The organism is Tolypothrix bouteillei VB521301 (genome assembly GCF_000760695.4).
Taxonomy (GTDB): Bacteria; Cyanobacteriota; Cyanobacteriia; order Cyanobacteriales; family Nostocaceae; genus Scytonema; species Scytonema bouteillei_A.
In genome coordinates, this window is sequence record NZ_JHEG04000001.1 from 6,940,317 (window position 1) to 6,960,411 (window position 20,095).

Consider the following 20,095-nt stretch of genomic DNA (forward strand, 5'->3'; position numbering starts at 1 on the left):
ATTTTTTGGAGGAATTGAATCATGTTAAGTTGTTTGAATATCTCCCTTAATGATATCCTTTTTCAGTTGAAAGTTTCCTATCAAATGCCAGGATTAATAGAAGCGATCGCCGCTCGTAAAATTATTATGAATTCTGCTCGAGAAGCAGGTATTCAAGTCGATATAACCTCACTACAACAAGCAGCAGATAGCTTGCGATTAGCCAACAATTTGCTGAAAGCAGAAGATACCTGGGCGTGGCTGCAAAAACATCATCTTACTTTAGAGGAATTTGAACAATTAGCAGAAACAAATCTGTTGTCTGCACAATTAGCTAACCATTTATTTGCAGACAAAGTTGAACCCTTCTTTTACGAACATCAACTGGATTACTTGGCTGCTGTTACCTATGAAGTTGTCTTAGACGATGAAGATGTAGCCTGTGAGCTTTTTTATGCTCTTATAGAGCGCGAAATCAGTTTCCAAGAAGTAGCCCGTAAATATATCAAAAATCCCGAACTACGTCGTGCTGGTGGATATCGCGGTGTACGATATCGTACTAACTTTCCAGCGGAAATCGCTGCTCTTGTCTTTGCTGCAAATCCCCCACAATTACTCAAACCCATAGTAACTTCTCAAGGTGTTCATCTCTTGAGTGTTGAGGAAATTATTCAACCGGAATTAAATCAGCAACTGCATTTTAAGATTATGACTGATTTGTTTTCTGCATGGTTAAAGGAACAAATTGCGGAAATAGAAATTGTCACGCAGTTTGAACCAGATTCTTCTTATTCTCAAACCGTCCCAGAACTTTTAAAACTTGCTTAAAAGTAGTTTATAAAATTCAATATGTATTTACTATGGTGCGTTAGCAGAAGCTGAACGCACCATTGTCTCACTTTGCTTGATTTACCTCTCCCTCTAAAAATACCGATTTTTGTAAAATAGGTAGTGAACCTTACGCTTTATGGTAATTTTTTAACGGAAAGGAAACTATTTGATTATTCCATCAGCTTCAGATACGCTCGTTCAAAAACCCGGTTTCTTTTATAAGAAACCGGGGTTTTAAATTTTACTTCTTTATTTTGAGGACTGATTTGTAACGATGAGGTAAATCAAGTAAGCTGCAAATGCTTTTAATAATGTGGTAGCAAATATCTGAAAAGCATTACCACCAAATACAGCTACACACTCGTTTTCAGAAAGATCGTTTAGAAAAGTATCAGAACCAGATAAAACCCGGTCATTAGCACTGGATAAATCAGAAATTGTAATTTTAGCCATTATTGTTGTTAAATGAATGATTAAATCTCTGTACTACTCCTGTTCCACTAGAAGATTACCTATTGAAATGAACTGTAGTCGAAGTCAAGGAGATGAAGAAAGAAGAAAAGAAAATTTGTAATCTCGTAGCGGTCAGGGGGTACTTTATATTGTTGAAGAAATTTATAGGAAGAAGAATGACGTGCATTTTTTCACAAGAGCTGACTGTATGGATTCAAAATCCCAAGCCTATAAGTTGTTTGTTTTAGGTTGGAGCTAGAATCCCCAACCTAAAACCAAACTTCTTCCTTCTTTCTTCATTTAATCAAAAGGTCAGTTATACTATTTGTATATACAATTGCTATTTTTAAGACATGAATTAGCAAAAAGACAAAGTAGTATAACATTCCCGATTGTTGGTAATTTGAATTATTTAACCAACTGGTAAATAGCTAAAATGCCTGTTCCTTTTAAGAAAGTATTTTGCAGGATTTTAGCTATTTCTACTACAAAGCCACCGTAGCCCAATACAAAAGAAGTGAGTGCATCAAAACCACCATTCACACAAGTAGTTTCTGCTTCTGCTACTTCATTAATAAAAGATTCAGAGTTTACTGTCAAGTCTGAAATTGTAATTCTAGACATAATGTATTACTTCCCTAAGATGTATTGTTGTTTTGCTTAAGCACTTGGTTGCTTAACCGTTGTATATATATTGAGCGATTTCAATTGTGAATTCAAGGTTTAAAAATTAGATTTTTGGACATAAATCCAGGCAAAAATATCTGGCATTTCTTTCTAAAATACAGCGGATTTCAACTTGGTGAGGTACAAAAATTACCCCCTCTGTCTCCCCCCTAGTAAGGTTACAATGGTGTACAGATTTCTAGAAAAGAGATGAAACATCGTCAAAAGAGAGAATTGGAATGAAGTTCCCCCCTTTTTTAAGGGGGGTTAGGGGGGATCGAAACCGCAATGAATGCACTCTGTAAGACTTCGTACACTACCTTAGCTTGGTAAGGGGGATGAAAGGGTGTACTTGATTCAGATGCAAAGCGCTGTAAGTTTTTTTAGCAAATTGAATAGAAATATAACTATTTTTATCTACTAATGCTAATTCATCTATTGACTCAGCTATTCCTTTTTTTTAGGGGTTCATAGAAACGATCTATACTGTAAGCTTCGATCCTCTTGGCTAATTCTTTTAAGACAAAAATCCAGGATATTTTGTTCGTAAAACTTATTTCTGTAAAATACTCCCTTCATCCATTTATAGATGGGGTAACAATTAAAAAGTCCCTCTCCGAGTGGGAGAGGGACTGGAGATGAAGATTTTTTCATGCCAAGCATGAAATTTTTCGATCGAGGTGAGTTTGGATCAAAGTTGCCGAAAATCTAACTATTAATTGACTAATTGACAGCGGCTTGAGGTCTTGGCGAACCGGGAATAGTAACATCTATCGGTGTCACCTCTGCTGATAGCTGTGTCAAAGGTGGGTTAATAGCTGTTTGATTGCCTACTACTAACGTGACCATATTTTCAGGCTTAAGATACTGCTTCGCAACTCGGAGAACATCAGCAGCTGTCGTTGCAGCTACCGCTTTTTGATAGCGGAAGAGGAAATCAGACGGATAGCCGTAATACTCATATCGCATGAGGCGTGACAGTGTTTGAGCGGGGTCTTCAAAATTGAAGACAAAAGAATTAAGAGTAGATTCTTTCGCAAAAGACAATTCTTGTGGTGTCACCTGTTCTACTTGCAAACGCTTGATTTGTGCTTGAACGGCTTTCACAAATTGTACCGTAGCATTAGAACGGGTTTGTCCGCCTGCAATAAACATTCCAGGGTAATCGTATCGGGGACTCCAAGAACCATACACCGAATAAGCTAAACCCTGACGGGAACGCACTTCATTAAACAAGCGCCCGCCAAACCCAGTTAACACCCCGTTTAACACATCCAACGCTGGATAATCGGGATTGCTCAAAAGCCCTCCTAGGTGTCCGATCAAGATATTACTCTGAGTCAATTGGGGCTGGTTGACAAAAAAGACACCACCTTTTTTTGCTTGGGACACGGGAGGTAATTGGGGTTTACTGATTTTGGGGTTAGCTTTCCAATCGCCTAGCTTTGCTTGAATGAGCGATCGCATTTTTTGCGAGTCAAAATCCCCTACAATCCCCAAAATGATATTATTCGGGTAAAAAGATTGCTGGTAAAACTGAACTAAATCCTCACGCGAGATATTATTTAACGTCTCATACTCTACCGTGCGAGCATAAGGGCTTTCTTTTCCGTAGATCAATTTTTGAAATTCTCGATTGGCAATGTCATCCGGATCGTCATTGCGGCGGGAAATAGAACCCCGTACTTGAGTTTTTGCCAAGTCTAACTTGTCTTGAGCAAATGCTGGTTCCCGCAGAACTTCCGCAAACAACCCAAAAACCGTATCTACATCTTCCGTCAGTGCTTCAAAGCCAGCACTCCCAGAAGCTTCACCGATACCCGTTTCTACGGAAGCTGCTCGTTGTTCTAACAATTGGTTGAGCTCATCTGGAGAATGTTTCAAAGTTCCCCCAGAACGCATGACTGTACCGGTTAACTGAGCCAAACCAACTTTATCTCCTGGTTCAAAGCGATCGCCTGTACGTATCATTGCCGAACCACTCACCAACGGCAATTCGTGATTTTCCATCAAATACACGACCATACCGTTATTCAGCACATACCGTTCGTACTTTGGCAATTTTACCTCAGGGAGCTTTGGAAATTGCAATTCTGTATAGTGCTTAGCTGCCGTCGCCGCTTCTGTAAGATTCAGCATTCCAAAACACAGCAACGGAACAAGGGCAAAACAAACCAGCAACGAGTTCAACAACCTTTTCACCCTCAATCTTTTATGAACGTACCTCTTCATTTTTTTCTACTCCTTTTCAGCGTCCCTCGCATCTAGTTAGGTTCATCCCTTTGACCCTTGTTTCGACAACAGCTTACCAATAGTACGATTTTCTGGTGAAAATGTTGCTTTTGCCACTCGCTGAATATCAGCAGTTGTTACCGCTTCAATTGCGTCTAATTGCTTAAACAAATTCCGCCAAGAACCAGTTTTCACTTCATACTCCAACAACTGCTGCGCCATTCCCATATTAGAATCCAATGTACGCAATAAACCTGCCCTAGCTTGTGTTTTCACGCGCTCTAGCTCCGTCGCTGAAACAGGTTCCGTTTTCAACCTATCTATTTCCTTTCGCAAAGCCACTGCCACTTCATCAACCGTATGACCGGGAGCCGTGAGAGTATAAAATAACATCAAATTAGGATATTTATCTCCTGGAAATCCGCTAAATCCCTGTGCGGCTAGTGCCAATCGTTGTTTTTCTACCAAGGACTTATACAACCGTGAAGTTCGCCCATCACTTAGCAAACTACCTATAATCTCATATACGGCTTGGTCGGGATGAGTGATTGCCGGACGGTGGTAACCTTCTAAGTACCAAGGTTGCGACGGGAATTCTAAAGTTACTTCTCTTGTTTGTGTCTGCTTTGGTTCTGTTGGAAGTTTGGTAATAAATTTTGGTTTTGCTTTAAAGCGTCCAAAGTAGATTTCTGCCAGTCTTTTGACTTCAGTTGGATTGACATCACCAACAACAGCAATTGTCAAGTTACTCGGGACATAATGTGTGTCAAAAAACTTTTGCACGTCATCGGTTGACAAATTGCGGATATCTTCGTCATAACCAATAACCGGACGCCTGTAAGGATGGACTTTGAAAGCAGCATCAACAAACTTTTCAATCATCATTCCAATTGGGGAATTTTCCACCCGCAGCCGTCGTTCTTCTAGGATGACATCTTTTTCTTTAAAAAACTCGCGCCGAAGAACGGGGTCGAGAAATCTTTCGGATTCGAGGGACATCCACAGTTCTAATTTGTTGGAAGGAAAACTGTAAAAATAACGGGTTGCTTCTGTAGATGTATTGGCGTTTAAGCCTACACCGCCTGCTTGTTCTACAATTCGCCCGAGTTCGTTTTGTTCTACAACCTTGGCAGCTTGAGCTTCTACTTTCTCAAATTCAGTTTGTAACCTAGCCGCTTCATCCTGTTTTCCAGCAGCTTTTGCTGTTTTGATTTGTGCTGCTATTTGATCCAAGCTATCTAGTAATGGTTTTTCTACTTTGTAGTTTTCCGTACCAATAAGTGTTGTTCCTTTAAATGCCAAATGTTCTAGAAAGTGGGCTACACCTGTTTTTCCATTAGGTTCATCTACTCCACCTACATCAGCATAAGTTAAAAAGGAAACAACAGGTGCTTGATGGCGTTCTAGAACAATGAACTTCATACCATTGTTCAGGCGGAACTCTGTTAACTGCTTAATAACGCGATTTAAATACGGTTGAATCGAAGTTTGAGTGGTTTTGGGGGTTTGTGTTCTTGCGACAGCAACTCCAGGTAGCAAACCCCACCAAAGAAGTACTACCACCATTACTGTGGCAAAATATTTTTTTACTTCCCTTTGGTATAAGCAACTAAGCCTGTTCATAAGCAACAATAAAATCAAAGATCTATTACAACAAAATATAGACGGCTTTGCCAACAGTCTTCTTAATCTTGTATTAAGCTTTCTCCAGTTGTTCTACTTCACGTTAGACAATAATGCTACAAATCCTGTTCCGGATATATCACTATAACTGCTATGCGAGTTTTTAATTCTCCCCCACCCTCAGAAGCGCAAACACGCGATCGCATTCTCAAGGCGGCTAGACGTTTGTTTGCCTCTCAAGGATTTGATGGTACGACCACCCGCGATCTAGCACAAGCAGCTGGTGTTGCAGAAGGTACTCTGTTCCGTCATTTTTCCAATAAAAAGGCGATTTTAGTTGAGGTAGCGACTCAAGGATGGGTAGAAATTCTAACGGACTTGCTGACAGAATTAAGTGAAATGGGCAGTTATAAAGCCGTTGCTCAAGTTATGCGCCGTCGGATGTGGAATATGCAGAAGAATGCCGATCTCATGCGGGTTTGTTTTATGGAGGCACAATTTCATCCCGATTTGCGCGATCGCATTCAGCTAGAAGTCATTACAAAAATGACAGACGTTGCAGAGGCGTTTTTTCAAACGGCTATGGATAAAGGAGTTTATCGGAAAATGGATGCCAACCTCGTTGCTAAAGTTTTCTTAGGGATGTTTGCCGTTGCGGGCTTTTCCAACAATACTTTGATGGAACCTGATGCTTCTCCAAAAGAAATGCAGGAAATGGCAGAAGGACTAGCAGATATTTTTCTCAATGGAGTGTTAATAAAAGATTAAATTTGCTAATGGCTAATGGCTAATGGCTAATAGCTAATGGCTAATAGTCCAATTAGCAATTAGCAATTAGTACTTTTGCTTGATAGCTCCACTGTTGAACTTGCTCGACAGAAGGGCATAAATCCCGACTTTGCATTGTTGCAACTACAAGGCGTAAGATTTGTTTGTGTAGTTTGTGAACGGGAATAGCTGCTAACTGTGTTGCGGAGATTACACCAGCATGGAGTAATAACCCGCAATATTGTGTTCCCACACTGGGGATGCGGGCTAAATCGGCTAAAGCTACCCATTTATGAATGTACTGAACGTGAATTTGTAATTTGTTTGCTAGCGCTAATTTAGTTGCTGGATTTTTTCCATGTTTAATCAATGCGGCTGTAGTCGTAATACCGCAATTCTCCAGTTGAGATTGTTCTTCTTGGCTCAGTCCGGGTAGTTGCGCGAGCGGCCAATCGCAGGATGAAATAGTACCTACTCTTGTTTTTTGCTTTAGGGTCATTTTGAATTCAAAACTCTGTTCTTTATTCTGGCAAATAATACACCGCTCGGCGATCGATAACTTTTTTCAGGAATTCAATGAAGTCAAAACAGGCCCTATTAACTTAAAGCGTGTTGGGAACAGTCCTGTGTCCAACAATAAAACGCTAACGTTAATGAGGATGTCAGAAGACTACACCGAGCTGCTTGCAGGCGGTGTATGTAGTTCACTACCTTGAGAACTGTTCCTGCTCAAGTCCATCTTGCGATCGCTTTCTTGCACCTCAAGTCCCCACAGAAGACGCCATTCTGATTCTAGCTGTGTTGAGCGATCGACTTTGATACAACTGAGTTTGGCACCGAGTAAATTGGCTCCCCTAAGGTCAGCCCCTTCTAAATTCGCCCCTTCTAAATTTGCCTCCTCTAAATTGGCGTTCCTCAAGTCAGCGTTCTTCAAATTTGCACTACTGAGGTTAGAGTTCCTTAAATCAGAACCAACAAGGATAGCGTCCTTGAGCTTGGCTTCACTAAGATTGGTATCCCGAAGAATTGCGCTTTGAAGGTTTGCACCCCTAAGTTTGGTACTGCTCATATAAGCACCACTAAGATTGACGCCTAACAGTTTGGCATTGCTGAGATTTCCGCTCCAAAAGTAGACACCCGTGAGATTAGCGTTACTGAGATTGGCTGCCTTTAAGTCAGCATTGCTGAGGTTGGCGTTACTGAGATTGGCTGCCTTTAAGTTAGCATTGCTGAGGTTGGCGTTACTGAGATTGGCTTCCTTTAAGTTAGCATTGCTGAGATTGGCATTAACTAGCCGAACACTGCTGAGGTTTGCTTTCTGAAGGTGAGCACCACTGAGATTTGCACCAATTAATTGAGCATCACTGAGATTGCTATTACACAAGTTGGCGTTACTGAGATCGGCATAATTGAGGCTAGATCCACTTAGATAAGCACAACCAAGGTCGATACCGGGTAATTGAGCATTATTTAAGCTCGCAAGGATTAAATTAACAGGAGTAGCGTCTTGACTTTGAGATGTTAACGCCATAATTTCTTGAAGAGAATTAAGGTGACTGTCCTGTTCTTGTTCTGTACTCTCTTTGTTACCTGAATCTTGAGCTTGGAATACTGTCAAACCCTCTTGCAAGCCTTGGATAAATTTCTTTTGTGTGCTTTTTATAAAGAATAAAGCACACAAGCATAAATATAAACTAACAACTAATATTGATGGATGTCCTTGTGTAATTATTAGCATGACTGTAGAGACAAAACCGAATAAAATCAATTGCTTGATTAACACGCTCGCTCCAGCTTTAGCTTCTTGGTCTGAACTAGCCTGTTCTCGATCGGTATTAGCCATGCTTACTTCTTTCCTCACCTTTCTTAAATTTATAGAAAAAATTAGCTAGAGATCCCAGAACATAGTTTTGGTTCTTTTAGCAGTCTTTAATTAATTTTGTGTCGGTTCAAAAACCGCACTTTTATGCCAAATAATAGAATCAACTTGTTTCCTGTAGATTCAGTAAGATTTATCAGCAACCTGAAATTATAAATGACACCTGAGTAATTGCAAAGCTTTTTTTAATCTTCCTAAATCAGCCGAATTTACCAAATTGGTAGATACAACACTATCCCCGATCTTACTACAATTAAGTATAACTATAGTTTTGATTTGAATTTTTCAGCAAACACTTTAAATAGAGCTTTTTTTAGCAGTAGTAATTAAATATATTTTTACTCCTACTTAAGCTACTCGATTATTTTAAGACTTAATACGAGTAGGCGGCAACTTGATTCATGGAATTTTGTCATATATTTTTATTTTTTTGCTAAAAATTCATTTTATTTGTCGAAGCCGATGAAAACTCAGTTTTAAGTATAAAATATTACTTTACAAGAAAAAGCTTTCTAAAATTCCTTTCTATATATGCTCGTATTGCTACAGTCTCAGTAAAAAACAACTAAGCTGAATATATATTGCGTTTAAACTTTGCTGGATAACTACCTGGAAACTCACTGAATTATGTTTGAAGCACTAGCTGACCGTTTAGAAGCTGCCTGGAAGAAAGTCCGGGGTCAGGACAAAATCTCCCAATCTAACATCCAAGAGGCTTTAAAGGAAGTACGTCGCGCCCTGTTGGAAGCAGATGTCAATCTCCAGGTAGTTAAAGATTTTATTACCGAAGTTGAAACCAAAGCGCAGGGGGCTGAGGTCATTGCTGGGGTACGACCCGATCAACAGTTCATCAAAATAGTTCATGATGAGCTAGTAAAAGTGATGGGAGAAGAAAACGTACCGCTCGCACAAGCCGATCGCGCTCCAACAATTGTGCTGATGGCTGGGTTGCAGGGTACTGGTAAAACGACTGCCACTGCCAAGCTAGCGTTACATTTACGTAAATTGGAGCGCAGTTGTTTGATGGTAGCAACAGATATCTACCGTCCGGCGGCTATTGACCAGTTAGTCACATTAGGCAAACAAATTGAAGTCCCTGTCTTTGAGATGGGAATCGATGCCAATCCAGTAGAAATTGCGCGACAGGGTGTAGAACGCGCTAAAGCAGAAGGTGTTGATACAGTTATTATTGATACTGCGGGTCGATTGCAAATAGATGAAGACATGATGGCGGAATTAGCCCGAATTAAAGAGGTTGTTCGGCCCCATGAAACGCTGTTGGTTGTGGATGCCATGACCGGACAAGAAGCAGCAAATCTTACCCGTACATTCCACCAACAAATAGGTATTACTGGTGCAATTTTAACCAAGATGGATGGTGATAGCCGTGGTGGGGCAGCACTTTCTGTACGGCAAATTTCCGGTTCGCCAATTAAGTTTGTAGGTGTTGGGGAAAAAGTTGAAGCGCTCCAACCGTTCTATCCCGATCGCATGGCTTCGCGCATTTTAGGTATGGGCGATGTCCTTACCTTAGTAGAAAAAGCACAAGAAGAAATTGACCTAGCCGATGCTGAGAAGATGCAGGAGAAAATCCTGTCAGCAAAGTTTGATTTTACCGACTTTCTCAAGCAGATGCGCCTGCTGAAGAATATGGGTTCTCTGGGCGGTCTTCTCAAACTGATACCGGGAATGAACAAGATTTCTGACGACCAACTTCGTCAAGGAGAAACCCAACTCAAGCGTTGCGAAGCGATGATCAATTCTATGACAGCCGAAGAGCGTCGCGATCCCGATTTGTTAGCCAGTTCCCCCAGCCGTCGCAAGCGCATTGCCAAAGGTTCTGGTTATAAAGAGACCGATGTGAGCAAGTTGGTTGGTGACTTCCAAAAAATGCGTAATCTCATGCAGCAGATGGGACAAGGGCGTTTCCCAGGAGGAATGCCAGGAATGTTTGGTGGAGGTGGTATGGGCGATCCCTATGCAGCCAGTAACCGCCCAGCCGCTCCAGGTTGGCGCGGTTACACTGGTGGAGCCAGCCCCAAAAAGAAACCTAAAAAGGACAAAAAAAAGAAAGGGTTTGGGACACTTTAGCTAATGGCTGATGGCTGATGGCTATTAGCTATTAGCCATTAGCTATTAACCATTAGCCCTCATTTTGTGATAAGATTAGCTTTTTAGCAAGAAACGTTCAGCACCCTATCTTTGGGAGACCCTTGCGCCTATAGTGAGGTCTGTACAATACCGCTTGCCTAGGAATAAACTACAAAATGATTGCTAGAAACAGGAGAACGATTTCTAAACCATGATTAAACTGCGCTTGAAGCGATACGGTAAAAAGCGGGAAGCGAGTTACCGCATAATCGCAATTCAAAGCCTCGCTCGCCGCGATGGTCGTCCCCTAGAAGAACTGGGATTCTATAACCCCAGAACAGATGAAGTAAAATTGGACGTTCCCGGCATCGTCAAGCGGCTACAACAAGGCGCTCAACCAACAGATACAGTGCGTCGCATCCTGCAAAAAGCCAATGTCTTTGAACAGGTCAGTGCAAAAGCTACATCATAACAACATTGCACAGAAATCCCCAGCGACCAGTCCAGACTACGTTGGACTGGTACGGTTTCTCATGCAACCATTTTTGGATTCTCCCGAATCTTTAAGCGTCGATTGTGAACTGACTCAAACGCACAAACGTGCTTGGATTCGCATTGCCTTTGATGGCACAGATAAAGGAAAAGTGTTTGGTCGGGGCGGACGAAATATTCAAGCAATTCGCACGGTGATTGCCGCAGCCGCTCAAGCAGCTGGACAATCAGTCTACCTTGATATCTACGGCAGTACTGCTGGTGGACGAGAGGGTTTATCTTTTGAAGATGAAAGTGAAGAGCGATTGCCACCGCCAAAACCCAGAGAAAGACGCGGAAACGGACCCAGACCTATTGTAAAAACCCGCTTCCGATAGGTTTAAGGTAAAGCACGAGGAAGTCAAGAAAAGTATGAATTATGAAGTATGAATTATGAAGTATGAATTATGAATTATGAAGTGAAAGTAACCAAATTCATCCTTTATTCTTCATTCTTTATCTTTCATCGCATGACGAATTCTCCGTATTTGCGTTATAAATGCAAAACACGTATTGCTGTAAAAATTCTTCTCTTGAATTGAGAAGGTAATTATCTTCCATCACGGGAGTAAGCGCAATACTGCTTACCGTAGGTGGGGGTTCTACAAGGGTCTGATAATCTCTCTAAGGAGGTGAAACTAGGGAGTGGCTGAAGTCCGTTTGGGTGAAAATGAGTCCATTGACTCAGCATTAAGGCGTTTTAAAAAGAAAATTCAAAAAGCCGGGATCTTATCCGAAGTCAAGCGTCGTGAAAGATACGAAAAACCCAGCTTGCGCCGAAAGCGCAAAGCAGAAGTTGCACGTAAAGGTGGTCGCTACTAAGTCAGCGACCGATGACCGGCGATTCGGTGACCGATGACCAGTGCTCATTCGCTGGTTATCGGTAGACTAGTACACGAAGGCAGAAGTACGATGACAGAAGGCAGAAGGCAAAAAAGCTTTAACTGTAAGCTTTTTCTCTGTCACTAATGGTTGCTTTATTTACGCCGAACTGTACTAGTTACTGGGTATTACAGAGCGATCGAGAACTGATATTGTCAAAGCTAAGGTTTGAAAGCTGTTTTTATTCAAACCTCAACGAAGTAGAGAAGCGACTGTTCGTGTCTCTACTTTCTCTCTATTGATGACTAATGACTAATAACTTAACAATTCAACTACCGAATATACCAAGTGCGATCGCACTGGCTGGCGAAGGAGAAAATAATCTCAAAGTACTTGCCCGACAAACAGGTGCAACTTTAGTACTGCGGGGGCAAGAACTTTATATTTCCGGAACAGAAAAGCAAATTGACTTAGCCAGTCGATTAGTGCGATCGCTTGAAGACCTTTGGAGCCATGGCAATAATATTACCAGTACGGATATATCAACAGCCTGTGATGCCCTCAATACGCATCGAGAGGATGAACTACTAGACTTACAGCGACATGTCATTGCTAGGACGCGCAAAGGCGAAGAAGTACGAGCTAAAACTTTGCGACAACGGCAGTATGTTCATGCACTCAGCAAGAACGATCTCATCTTTTGCACGGGTCCTGCAGGCACTGGTAAAACATTTCTAGCAGTTGTTGTTGCCGTACAAGCACTCCTTGCCAATCAATTTGAAAAACTTATCTTAACTCGTCCTGCTGTAGAAGCAGGTGAAAGACTTGGTTTTTTACCTGGGGATTTACAGCAAAAAGTCAATCCCTATTTGCGCCCGCTTTACGACGCTATCAATGAATTTATCGATCCAGAAAAAGTCCCATCTTTAATGGAAAGAGGCGTAATTGAAGTTGCTCCCCTGGCTTATATGCGGGGGCGTACACTCAACAACGCTTTTGTCATAGTGGATGAAGCCCAAAACACAACACCATCTCAAATGAAAATGGTTTTGACTCGTTTGGGTTTCAATTCTCGTATGGTTGTGACAGGCGATATTACACAAACGGATCTTCCGCCCAACCAACAATCAGGCTTAACACTGGCAACACGTATTTTAGAACATGTCAAAGGCATTGCTTTTTGCAAATTCTCCCAAAAAGATGTGGTGCGCCATCCTCTTGTTCAGGAAATTGTTGCCGCCTACGAGCGTTATGAAGATAATCATTAGATAGTAGTTAGTGGTTAGTTGTTGGCTAACCACTGACTTTTTAGCAAAGTCCCAAAAGTACGCGGAAAATCTCTCTGTTAGAAGAGCACGAGGATTAACGTATAATCAACTATATAAATGTTTGGAAAGTAACAAAACTATTACTTAAATTAGCTTGACAGAATATTAAATTTCTGTGTATGATAAGTGCTAAGTTACACACATACATAAATACCTTTCCTGTAGTTAGGTATAAAAAACCATACTTTTGGTATAAAAATTGTGTCGAACAATCATTAACACATTAGATCTGCACTCATTGATTAACGTGAGTTCGATGACGTCAAAACAGAACTCACCCCAAACCCCTCTGTTTATAGGATAGGGGCTTCAGATTCTGATGATAATGTCGCTCATCTCTCTCTTTATAGGAGCTGCGGCAATACTTGTCGGTTAAGCCGTTTTTTCCTCCCCTGCACCCCCTGCAACCCCTGCACAAAGGTGCTTGTCTGTAGCGACAATCTTCTCAGCCCTTGCAGTATTGGGAGCTACGGTGGTGTACAGATCTCTAGAAAAGAGATGAAACACCCGGATAACAGGGAAAGTTGATTCCAATTCCCCCCTTTTTTAAGGGGGGTTAGGGGGGATCGAGACCGCTTTTAATGCACTTTTTGAAGAAGGCAGCAATGCTATCGGGCAGAGGGCAGCTATGTACACTTACGCCCGTGGATTCAAACCTCAACCAATGGGGCGCACCGCAAGTGACGGTGGGGTTTTAGACCCTTGAACATTCGCTCACTCTCTGAGGGCGGAGCCAGTATTCCCTTCTGCCTCCAGCAAAGCTGCCCTCTGCCTTTCTTGATAAAACTTGTGTACACCACCGTAGCTTTGTAGGAGATGGGGGTACTGTCCACCCTGCTGTTCTCCATTCCCTGTTCCCTTTTATTCACATTACTTTAAAGGATTTTGCAATGAAAACTCGTAGGGCTTTGGCATTTTTATTATTTACCATATGTGCTTTGTTAGCTTTCTGCATTCCTGAAGCTCTGATTTCACAACAGGCAAACGCTAAAGTGACAAATGATTTGAGTTGTCGGGGCGCAGTTACTGGTACATACGTAACAACAGTGACAGATGCAAACGGCAATTTTGCTTCTCGTGCAGTCTTTACCTTGGCTGATGATGGTAATCTGTTCAACATTGACTCTCGTGTAGATGGAGGCGGTTTGTTCAATCCCTTTACCAATGCTCAAGGTAGGTGGAAATGTGTTGACAAGAATGAAATTGCTGGTAAGGCAGTCAACTGGGTTTTGCGATCCGATCCAGAAAGATCCAGAACTGAAGAAACTAACCGCCAAGGTCTTCTAGAATACAAAAACGTCAAAATTGATGGCGACAAGATTGAAGGGCTTTTTGAGCTGAACTTCTACAACATCAAAGCGAATACATTAGATGGTAGTGCTGTTCCAGACAGGTTTGTAGGAACTTTCTTCTTCAAAGGACAGCGGATTTCTGTCGATTAACTTTCAACGTGTTTGCCTTGAAGTTTCCCCTGATTTGGATGTTATTTTTGGAACCCTGCTGGGAATCCTGTATGTACATGGAACAGAGCAGTAGCAAAGATGACATCACAAATCAAACTAATAAAATATTATATTCTAACCGCTTGTACGGGTTTATCATACCTGAGCGTCAATTCTATTGTGTTAGCTGAAAAACCTTATAGTAAGAGTACGGATGTACATTACGATAATTGCAATGAATGCAGTTTGGAAAGAACAGAGATTTTACCTAATACAAAATTTAATATTCAAAATCTTAAATGGCAAAGGTTGCGTTCAGCTTTAAAAGCGCATACCCAGACTTCTAGGCGACAAGTAAATACAGGTTTAAATCTTACGCCTTTGGGTTCAAAGTTGCAACTATTACCGGATAATCTATCAAGTTCCGAGCCCACATTAACAACACAGGTAACACCTTCAGTAACGCCAACGGAATCTGCAACTGCTGTAGAGACAACTGTTAGTATCAAAGCGGTTCAAGTTTTAGGCAGTACAGTATTTTCTCAAGTTGAATTGGATAAAGTCGTACAACCTTTTATCGGTCAACAGGCTCGATTTGAACAACTGTTGGCCATTCGGACTGCAGTTACAGATTTTTACACCAGTAAAGGATACACAACTTCTGGGGCTTTTTTACCACCGCAAGATATTTCCAAGGGAGTGGTTAGCATTCAAGTGGTAGAAGGCGAACTAGAAAAGATAGAGATTCAAGGATTGAGACGATTGAGGCAAAATTATGTCCGCGATCGCATTCGTCTTGCTAGTGGTACACCTATCAACCTCCGTCGATTGGAAACTGCATTGCAGTTATTGCAGCTTGATCCTCTGTTTACCTCAGTTAAAGCAGAACTAAAAGCTGGTACAACCTCTGGACGTAGTGTTTTATCTGTGACTTTGAAAGAAGCAAGACCTTTGAGAGGCGGATTCACAATTGAAAATCGCGATTCTCCTAGTATTGGTTCGTTAAGGGGAAGCAGTACATTTAGCTATCAAAACTTGCTAGGATTAGGCGATCGCCTAACAGCAGATGTTGGTTATACAGCAGGTAGCAATAGTTACGATATTGGTTATGCTATTCCCCTCAATGCTCGCGATGGGACTCTCAACCTGCGATATGCTGATAGCAACAGCCGCATTATTGAAGAACCTTTCTCACCTTTAGATATCCTGGGTCGAACCAAGACTTTTTCCATCGGCTTTCGTCAGCCAATAGTTCGCAGCCAAAGTAGTGAATTTGCCCTCAGCCTCTCAGCAGATTTACGGCAAAGCCGCACCTTCTTGCTCGATGATATTCCCTATTCTTTCTCTACCGGTCCAGAGAATGGTAGATCGAAGGTCACGGTTCTGCGGTTTAGCCAAGACTGGATTAACCGTACTCCCAAACGGGTATTAGCAGCTCGTTCTCAATTTAGTTGGGGAATTGATGCTTTTGACGCAACAGTTAATAACACGGGAGTGGATGGGCGTTTTTGGAGTTGGATGGGACAGTTTCAATGGGTGCAAAGTTTGGGAAAAGATTTCATTGGGCTCGCACGTATTGCTACGCAACTTACACCTGACTCATTGTTACCTTTAGAACAATTTAGTATTGGCGGTGTGGATACAGTCAGGGGTTATCGACAAAACCAATTCGTTGCAGATAATGGCATTACAGGTTCTTTAGAAATCCGCTTTCCAATAGTGAAAGACCCTGGTGGTTTTGGGACAATACAAATTGCCCCATTTTTTGATTTTGGTAAAGTCTGGAATAATAAAGGCGCAGCGGTAGATAATAGATTTTTTGCAAGTACGGGGCTGAGCTTGCGCTGGCAGTATAGCGGTGCTTTTTCTGCTCGCCTAGACTGGGGAATTCCACTCACTTCTCTCGACCGACAAGGAAATTCTTTACAAGACAATGGCATATATTTCTCTTTGATCTACCAGCCATTTTAAAGTTAGCGGCAATCCAACTCTTAACTAATCGGAATTTCTACTATAAATTCTGCGCCTTCTCCCGGAGCAGAAATACAAGTCAATTTACCACCATGATTTTCCTCAATAATTTGGAGACTTATTGATAATCCCAAACCAGTTCCTTTACCTACAGCTTTGGTGGTAAATAAGTGTTCAAATATCTTTTGTTTTACCTCTTCTGACATACCCATACCATTATCTTTCACTCGAATCACTACCATATTCTTATCTGCTAGGACTTCTGTAATAATCCTAATCTGATTGGGATTAGCTTCCATTTCTGCAAAAGACTGCTCCCGCGTCGATTCGTCAAAGGCATCAATAGCATTGGCAATTAAATTCATGAATACTTGATTTAACTGACCGGGAAAGCAATTGACCATTGGTAAATGACCGTATTCTTGAAAAATTTTAATTTCCGGACGTTTGCTGTTTCCTTTAATGCGATGTTTTAAAATGAGTATCGTACTGTCAATCCCTTCATGAATATTAAAAGGTACTTTAGCAGAACTATCGCTACGGGAAAAAGTCCGCAATGAAATACTAATATCTTTAACGCGCTGTATTCCTGTTCTTAATGAGGAAATTATTTTTGATAAATCTTCTAATGTGTATTCTAAATCTATAGCCTCAGCATCTTCTTCAATTTCCATCCCCGGATTGGGAAAACAATGCTGATAAAGTTTTAGGTGATTTGTCAAGTCTTGCATATACCCTTTTAAGGATTCTATATTGCCAGCAATAAAACCTATAGGATTATTTATTTCATGTGCTACTCCCGCGACTAACTGACCAAGAGCAGACATTTTCTCACTCTGGATAAGTTGAATTTGTGATTGTTTTAAATCGCTCATTGCCTGTTCTAAATTCTTTACTGTTTGCTCAAGTTTGGTATTGAGTTCTCGCAGTCGGCTGATATAAACTTGCCCGGAAATTGCAATAGTTGAGCCAAATAAAGCCAGCAAGGGTGGTACTATAGGAATCCACCAAGATAGTAGAAAATTCATGTAAGCAATTAGACAAGCAATTACGATCGCCCCTAATAGCAAAGCCGTCAGTTGCAACAAAAAAAAGTGCGCCTTATTATACCGCCACTTCCAACCCAAGCCAGCAATGACTGCAGCCCACAGGACAATCCACAAATTTTCTAATGGTTCACTCCAAGTCTGAATAAGGGAATGACCATCTAAGACTGAACTTAATATTTGGCTTGCTAAATTTGCTTGAATTTCTACTCCTGAAGTTCGCACGGGTGTGCTGCGAAAATTACGACTATACGGTGTATAAAAAGCATCATTTAAACTTGTAGCATTTGCACCAATCAGCACAATGCGATCGCGCATTAAATTTTGTGGTATCCGCCCCTCCAATACGTCCATAACTGATACAGTAGAGAAACTGCCTGCACTCCCTCGAAATTTAAGTAAAATTTGATACCCACCTGCATCGGCTCCTATATAGCCACCATCATTTGCTTCAAAAGGATGAAAAACAGTCTTATCCAGTTTCAGAGAGCCATCGCTAGCTGCTTCTGGCGCTATATTTTTATCTTGTAAGTAAGCGAGTGCTACTGCTAGTCCCAAACTCGGTAACGGCTCTCCTGGTATGGGATAGAGCATTCCCCGACGCAATACACCATCGTTATCAATGACAATATCATTGGCACTGACTTGATTCAAACGTGCTAATTCAGATGGTGCTGCAACTTCTGAACTAAAGCGATCGCCCACTGCTTTTCGAATGCCAATGAGATTTGGTGTTGTTTTAAAGACCTTGACTAGCTCGTTATGACCTGGTTCAACAGGTAAATTTCGATATATATCTAAACCAATAACCTTAGGCTGTTGTTGTTTGACTAGAGTCAAAAGCTTTGCCATTGTAGCGTCTGATATAGGCCATTGTTTTAGCCTAGCAAGGTCTGATTCTTCAACTCCAACTATAACGATGCGATTATCGGGTGGCGGTTGCAGATGCAGGCGAAAACTGAGATCTAATACTGTCAGTTCCAAAGGTTCAAGCCAACCCAGCATTCGGATAGCAATAGTTAATCCTGCCACAGTAGGTGCAACAATTAACGTTCCATGCCATTGAGTGGTAAATTTTTTTAGTTTGCTACTTAAAAAACTGACAAATTGAGAATGAAGATTGTTAGGAAAATGGTAAAGTCCCTTAGTCTTAAAAAAAGATTTCATTGCTGAGTGAGTTGTGAAGGTCAAACAGGTGGTTGAGTGAATATAACAACGCACCTGTTCGTAGTATTCCCAAGCAACCTTGGAATTCACTCTTAGAACTTTCCAAGAAATTAATTATCTCCAAATCTGAATCTCTGAATGTGGGGCGAGCGTCCTTGTCGTCTTATTCCGTAGAACAAGTTGCCAGCAACAGACTGCAAGAGAGATTTGGATATTTTTAATTTTGTTGGCGATCGCGCTCTTGCGTTGCGACATTATTTAAACCAATTTGTTCCAATAGTGAAATAAATGAATTAAACACTTGTCGATCTGTTGGATTAGCTGCTTGTAGTTTATTTAGAATTGCCAGTCCATCATACCAGATACCTAATTGAGTATAAGCAAGAGCGCGATCTCGTTCTGAATTAGCAGTTGTCAATTGTTGAGATAAATTTGGCGAGATCTCAACACGTTCAATCCAAGCACGGGCATTAATATTCTCGGAAGGACGTTTTTCGTTGCACATTAATGTTACCGTCCAGCGATATTCTTTACCAACAGCCAATTCTGGAGAGCTTTGAGGTAGTTCCAGACTCATAATTCCAGCTTTATCTGCCTTCATCCGCTTTTGATAAACAGGCTGTATACTACCTGGCGCTGTTAACGTAAATACCATTACTCTATCAGTACTTTCTGATACACTCCATAAAAATGTCGGATGTGACAATGTCGTTCTAGCAATATGGTTTGTTGGAGTTAACAAGTTTAACCTCACTGGTATAGAATTACTACAACCACGGGCACCACTGCCTTCTGTTCTTTGAATACGACGCCGACCGCTTGGAGGAACGTATTGCTGCGTACCAGCATTAGCCGAGCCATTCACAATTTTTAGCGGTAATGAGGCTTGATAGCCAGAATTATTAAAAGTAACGCTAATGGAAGAAAAGACTCCTACCAGGCTTAAGGAGGCTACTCCCAATACTGAAAAAAACTTGTGAATTACAATCATAATTGAAAACCCTTGAATGAAGAATTTGCTTGAGACTATAAGCTACTCCCTTTCCGCTAGAAAATTACTTATAAGAGGATGTCTGTAAAGTGTATCCTTGTATTAAGAGCCCCCCTAGCCCACCTTAAAAAGGGGGGAAAGCCATCTTAAAATTACCTTTTTAAAGGTAATTTAGGGGTTTCTAAAGTTTTGAATACCTCGGCTGCTACTTTTCAAACATCCTCTAAGAGTAGGGTGGGCAATACTCACTCTACAAGAGCGGTATAATTTTAGAG

17 protein-coding genes are annotated in these 20,095 nt (G+C 41.3%); 9 read left to right on the plus strand and 8 right to left on the minus strand.

The features are described 5' to 3' along the window. Positions 1-21: 21 nt before the first annotated feature. Positions 22-807: a peptidylprolyl isomerase gene (locus HC643_RS28190; protein WP_038090355.1), complete on the plus strand. Its 786-nt coding sequence runs from the start codon at positions 22-24 to the stop codon at positions 805-807. Positions 808-1,059: 252 nt separating this feature from the next. Here the strand turns inward: HC643_RS28190 and HC643_RS28195 are convergent, their stop codons facing one another. The 4 genes from HC643_RS28195 to HC643_RS28210 form a co-directional block, all read right to left on the minus strand. After that, the gene (locus tag HC643_RS28195; protein ID WP_038090353.1) at positions 1,060-1,263 is read right to left on the minus strand and encodes a hypothetical protein; all 204 of its coding nucleotides are present in this window, start codon (positions 1,261-1,263) and stop codon (positions 1,060-1,062) included. Between the two features lie 408 nt (positions 1,264-1,671). Then, positions 1,672-1,887 (minus strand): hypothetical protein, encoded by a 216-nt coding sequence (locus tag HC643_RS28200; protein WP_038090351.1) that lies wholly within the window; start codon positions 1,885-1,887, stop codon positions 1,672-1,674. Between the two features lie 765 nt (positions 1,888-2,652). Further along, on the minus strand, positions 2,653-4,068 hold the full coding sequence (locus HC643_RS28205; protein ID WP_408019974.1) for a M16 family metallopeptidase: 1,416 nt from the start codon (positions 4,066-4,068) through the stop codon (positions 2,653-2,655). Between the two features lie 135 nt (positions 4,069-4,203). Next, positions 4,204-5,727, minus strand: a complete 1,524-nt coding sequence (locus tag HC643_RS28210) for a M16 family metallopeptidase (RefSeq protein WP_408019975.1) — start codon at positions 5,725-5,727, stop codon at positions 4,204-4,206. 210 nt (positions 5,728-5,937) lie between these two features. Here HC643_RS28210 and HC643_RS28215 point away from each other — a divergent pair, with 210 nt between their 5' ends. Then, positions 5,938-6,552 (plus strand): TetR/AcrR family transcriptional regulator, encoded by a 615-nt coding sequence (locus HC643_RS28215; RefSeq protein WP_038090347.1) that lies wholly within the window; start codon positions 5,938-5,940, stop codon positions 6,550-6,552. Between the two features lie 52 nt (positions 6,553-6,604). Here HC643_RS28215 and HC643_RS28220 read toward each other — a convergent pair whose 3' ends face one another. After that, complete coding sequence (locus tag HC643_RS28220) at positions 6,605-7,051, minus strand: DUF4332 domain-containing protein (protein ID WP_038090345.1); 447 nt, start codon at positions 7,049-7,051, stop codon at positions 6,605-6,607. Positions 7,052-7,222: 171 nt separating this feature from the next. Further along, the gene (locus tag HC643_RS28225; RefSeq protein WP_063779577.1) at positions 7,223-8,395 is read right to left on the minus strand and encodes a pentapeptide repeat-containing protein; all 1,173 of its coding nucleotides are present in this window, start codon (positions 8,393-8,395) and stop codon (positions 7,223-7,225) included. 663 nt (positions 8,396-9,058) lie between these two features. Here HC643_RS28225 and ffh point away from each other — a divergent pair. The 7 genes from ffh to HC643_RS28260 all read left to right on the plus strand — a co-directional run bounded on the left by ffh (position 9,059) and on the right by HC643_RS28260 (position 16,616). Then, on the plus strand, positions 9,059-10,522 hold the full coding sequence (gene ffh / locus HC643_RS28230) for a signal recognition particle protein (protein ID WP_038090344.1): 1,464 nt from the start codon (positions 9,059-9,061) through the stop codon (positions 10,520-10,522). A 211-nt stretch (positions 10,523-10,733) separates the two neighbouring features. Next, complete coding sequence (rpsP, locus tag HC643_RS28235; protein WP_038090343.1) at positions 10,734-10,994, plus strand: 30S ribosomal protein S16; 261 nt, start codon at positions 10,734-10,736, stop codon at positions 10,992-10,994. Then, positions 10,957-11,391: a KH domain-containing protein gene (locus HC643_RS28240; protein WP_050046780.1), complete on the plus strand. Its 435-nt coding sequence runs from the start codon at positions 10,957-10,959 to the stop codon at positions 11,389-11,391. Before rpsP ends, HC643_RS28240 begins: the two co-directional genes overlap by 38 nt. A gap of 307 nt (positions 11,392-11,698) precedes the next feature. Then, a complete protein-coding gene (rpsU, locus tag HC643_RS28245; RefSeq protein WP_017748565.1) occupies positions 11,699-11,875 on the plus strand; it encodes a 30S ribosomal protein S21 in 177 nt (58 codons plus the stop codon). Positions 11,876-12,183: 308 nt separating this feature from the next. Further along, positions 12,184-13,143 carry a PhoH family protein gene (locus HC643_RS28250; protein ID WP_038090333.1) on the plus strand — a complete coding sequence of 320 codons (960 nt, stop codon included), beginning with the start codon at positions 12,184-12,186 and terminating at the stop codon, positions 13,141-13,143. A gap of 950 nt (positions 13,144-14,093) precedes the next feature. After that, positions 14,094-14,645, plus strand: a complete 552-nt coding sequence (locus tag HC643_RS28255) for a hypothetical protein (RefSeq protein ID WP_050046779.1) — start codon at positions 14,094-14,096, stop codon at positions 14,643-14,645. Between the two features lie 99 nt (positions 14,646-14,744). Next, on the plus strand, positions 14,745-16,616 hold the full coding sequence (locus HC643_RS28260) for a ShlB/FhaC/HecB family hemolysin secretion/activation protein (RefSeq protein WP_050046778.1): 1,872 nt from the start codon (positions 14,745-14,747) through the stop codon (positions 16,614-16,616). Positions 16,617-16,636: 20 nt separating this feature from the next. Here HC643_RS28260 and HC643_RS28265 read toward each other — a convergent pair whose 3' ends face one another. Further along, positions 16,637-18,919 (minus strand): CHASE2 domain-containing protein, encoded by a 2,283-nt coding sequence (locus HC643_RS28265; protein WP_050046777.1) that lies wholly within the window; start codon positions 18,917-18,919, stop codon positions 16,637-16,639. Positions 18,920-19,046: 127 nt separating this feature from the next. Continuing rightward, positions 19,047-19,820, minus strand: a complete 774-nt coding sequence (locus tag HC643_RS28270) for a DUF928 domain-containing protein (RefSeq protein ID WP_167844767.1) — start codon at positions 19,818-19,820, stop codon at positions 19,047-19,049. Positions 19,821-20,095: the final 275 nt, after the last annotated feature.

Bases quoted from the DNA above. Each gene is read 5' to 3' on its own strand.
- HC643_RS28190 (WP_038090355.1), top strand. From the start codon at position 22: ATGTTAAGTTGTTTGAATATCTCCCTTAATGATATCCTTTTTCAGTTG.
- HC643_RS28195 (WP_038090353.1), bottom strand. From the start codon at position 1,263: ATGGCTAAAATTACAATTTCTGATTTATCCAGTGCTAATGACCGGGTT.
- HC643_RS28200 (WP_038090351.1), bottom strand. From the start codon at position 1,887: ATGTCTAGAATTACAATTTCAGACTTGACAGTAAACTCTGAATCTTTT.
- HC643_RS28205 (WP_408019974.1), bottom strand. From the start codon at position 4,068: ATGCTGAATCTTACAGAAGCGGCGACGGCAGCTAAGCACTATACAGAA.
- HC643_RS28210 (WP_408019975.1), bottom strand. From the start codon at position 5,727: ATGGTGGTAGTACTTCTTTGGTGGGGTTTGCTACCTGGAGTTGCTGTC.
- HC643_RS28215 (WP_038090347.1), top strand. From the start codon at position 5,938: ATGCGAGTTTTTAATTCTCCCCCACCCTCAGAAGCGCAAACACGCGAT.
- HC643_RS28220 (WP_038090345.1), bottom strand. From the start codon at position 7,051: ATGACCCTAAAGCAAAAAACAAGAGTAGGTACTATTTCATCCTGCGAT.
- HC643_RS28225 (WP_063779577.1), bottom strand. From the start codon at position 8,395: ATGGCTAATACCGATCGAGAACAGGCTAGTTCAGACCAAGAAGCTAAA.
- ffh (WP_038090344.1), top strand. From the start codon at position 9,059: ATGTTTGAAGCACTAGCTGACCGTTTAGAAGCTGCCTGGAAGAAAGTC.
- rpsP (WP_038090343.1), top strand. From the start codon at position 10,734: ATGATTAAACTGCGCTTGAAGCGATACGGTAAAAAGCGGGAAGCGAGT.
- HC643_RS28240 (WP_050046780.1), top strand. From the start codon at position 10,957: ATGTCTTTGAACAGGTCAGTGCAAAAGCTACATCATAACAACATTGCA.
- HC643_RS28250 (WP_038090333.1), top strand. From the start codon at position 12,184: ATGACTAATAACTTAACAATTCAACTACCGAATATACCAAGTGCGATC.
- HC643_RS28255 (WP_050046779.1), top strand. From the start codon at position 14,094: ATGAAAACTCGTAGGGCTTTGGCATTTTTATTATTTACCATATGTGCT.
- HC643_RS28260 (WP_050046778.1), top strand. From the start codon at position 14,745: ATGACATCACAAATCAAACTAATAAAATATTATATTCTAACCGCTTGT.
- HC643_RS28270 (WP_167844767.1), bottom strand. From the start codon at position 19,820: ATGATTGTAATTCACAAGTTTTTTTCAGTATTGGGAGTAGCCTCCTTA.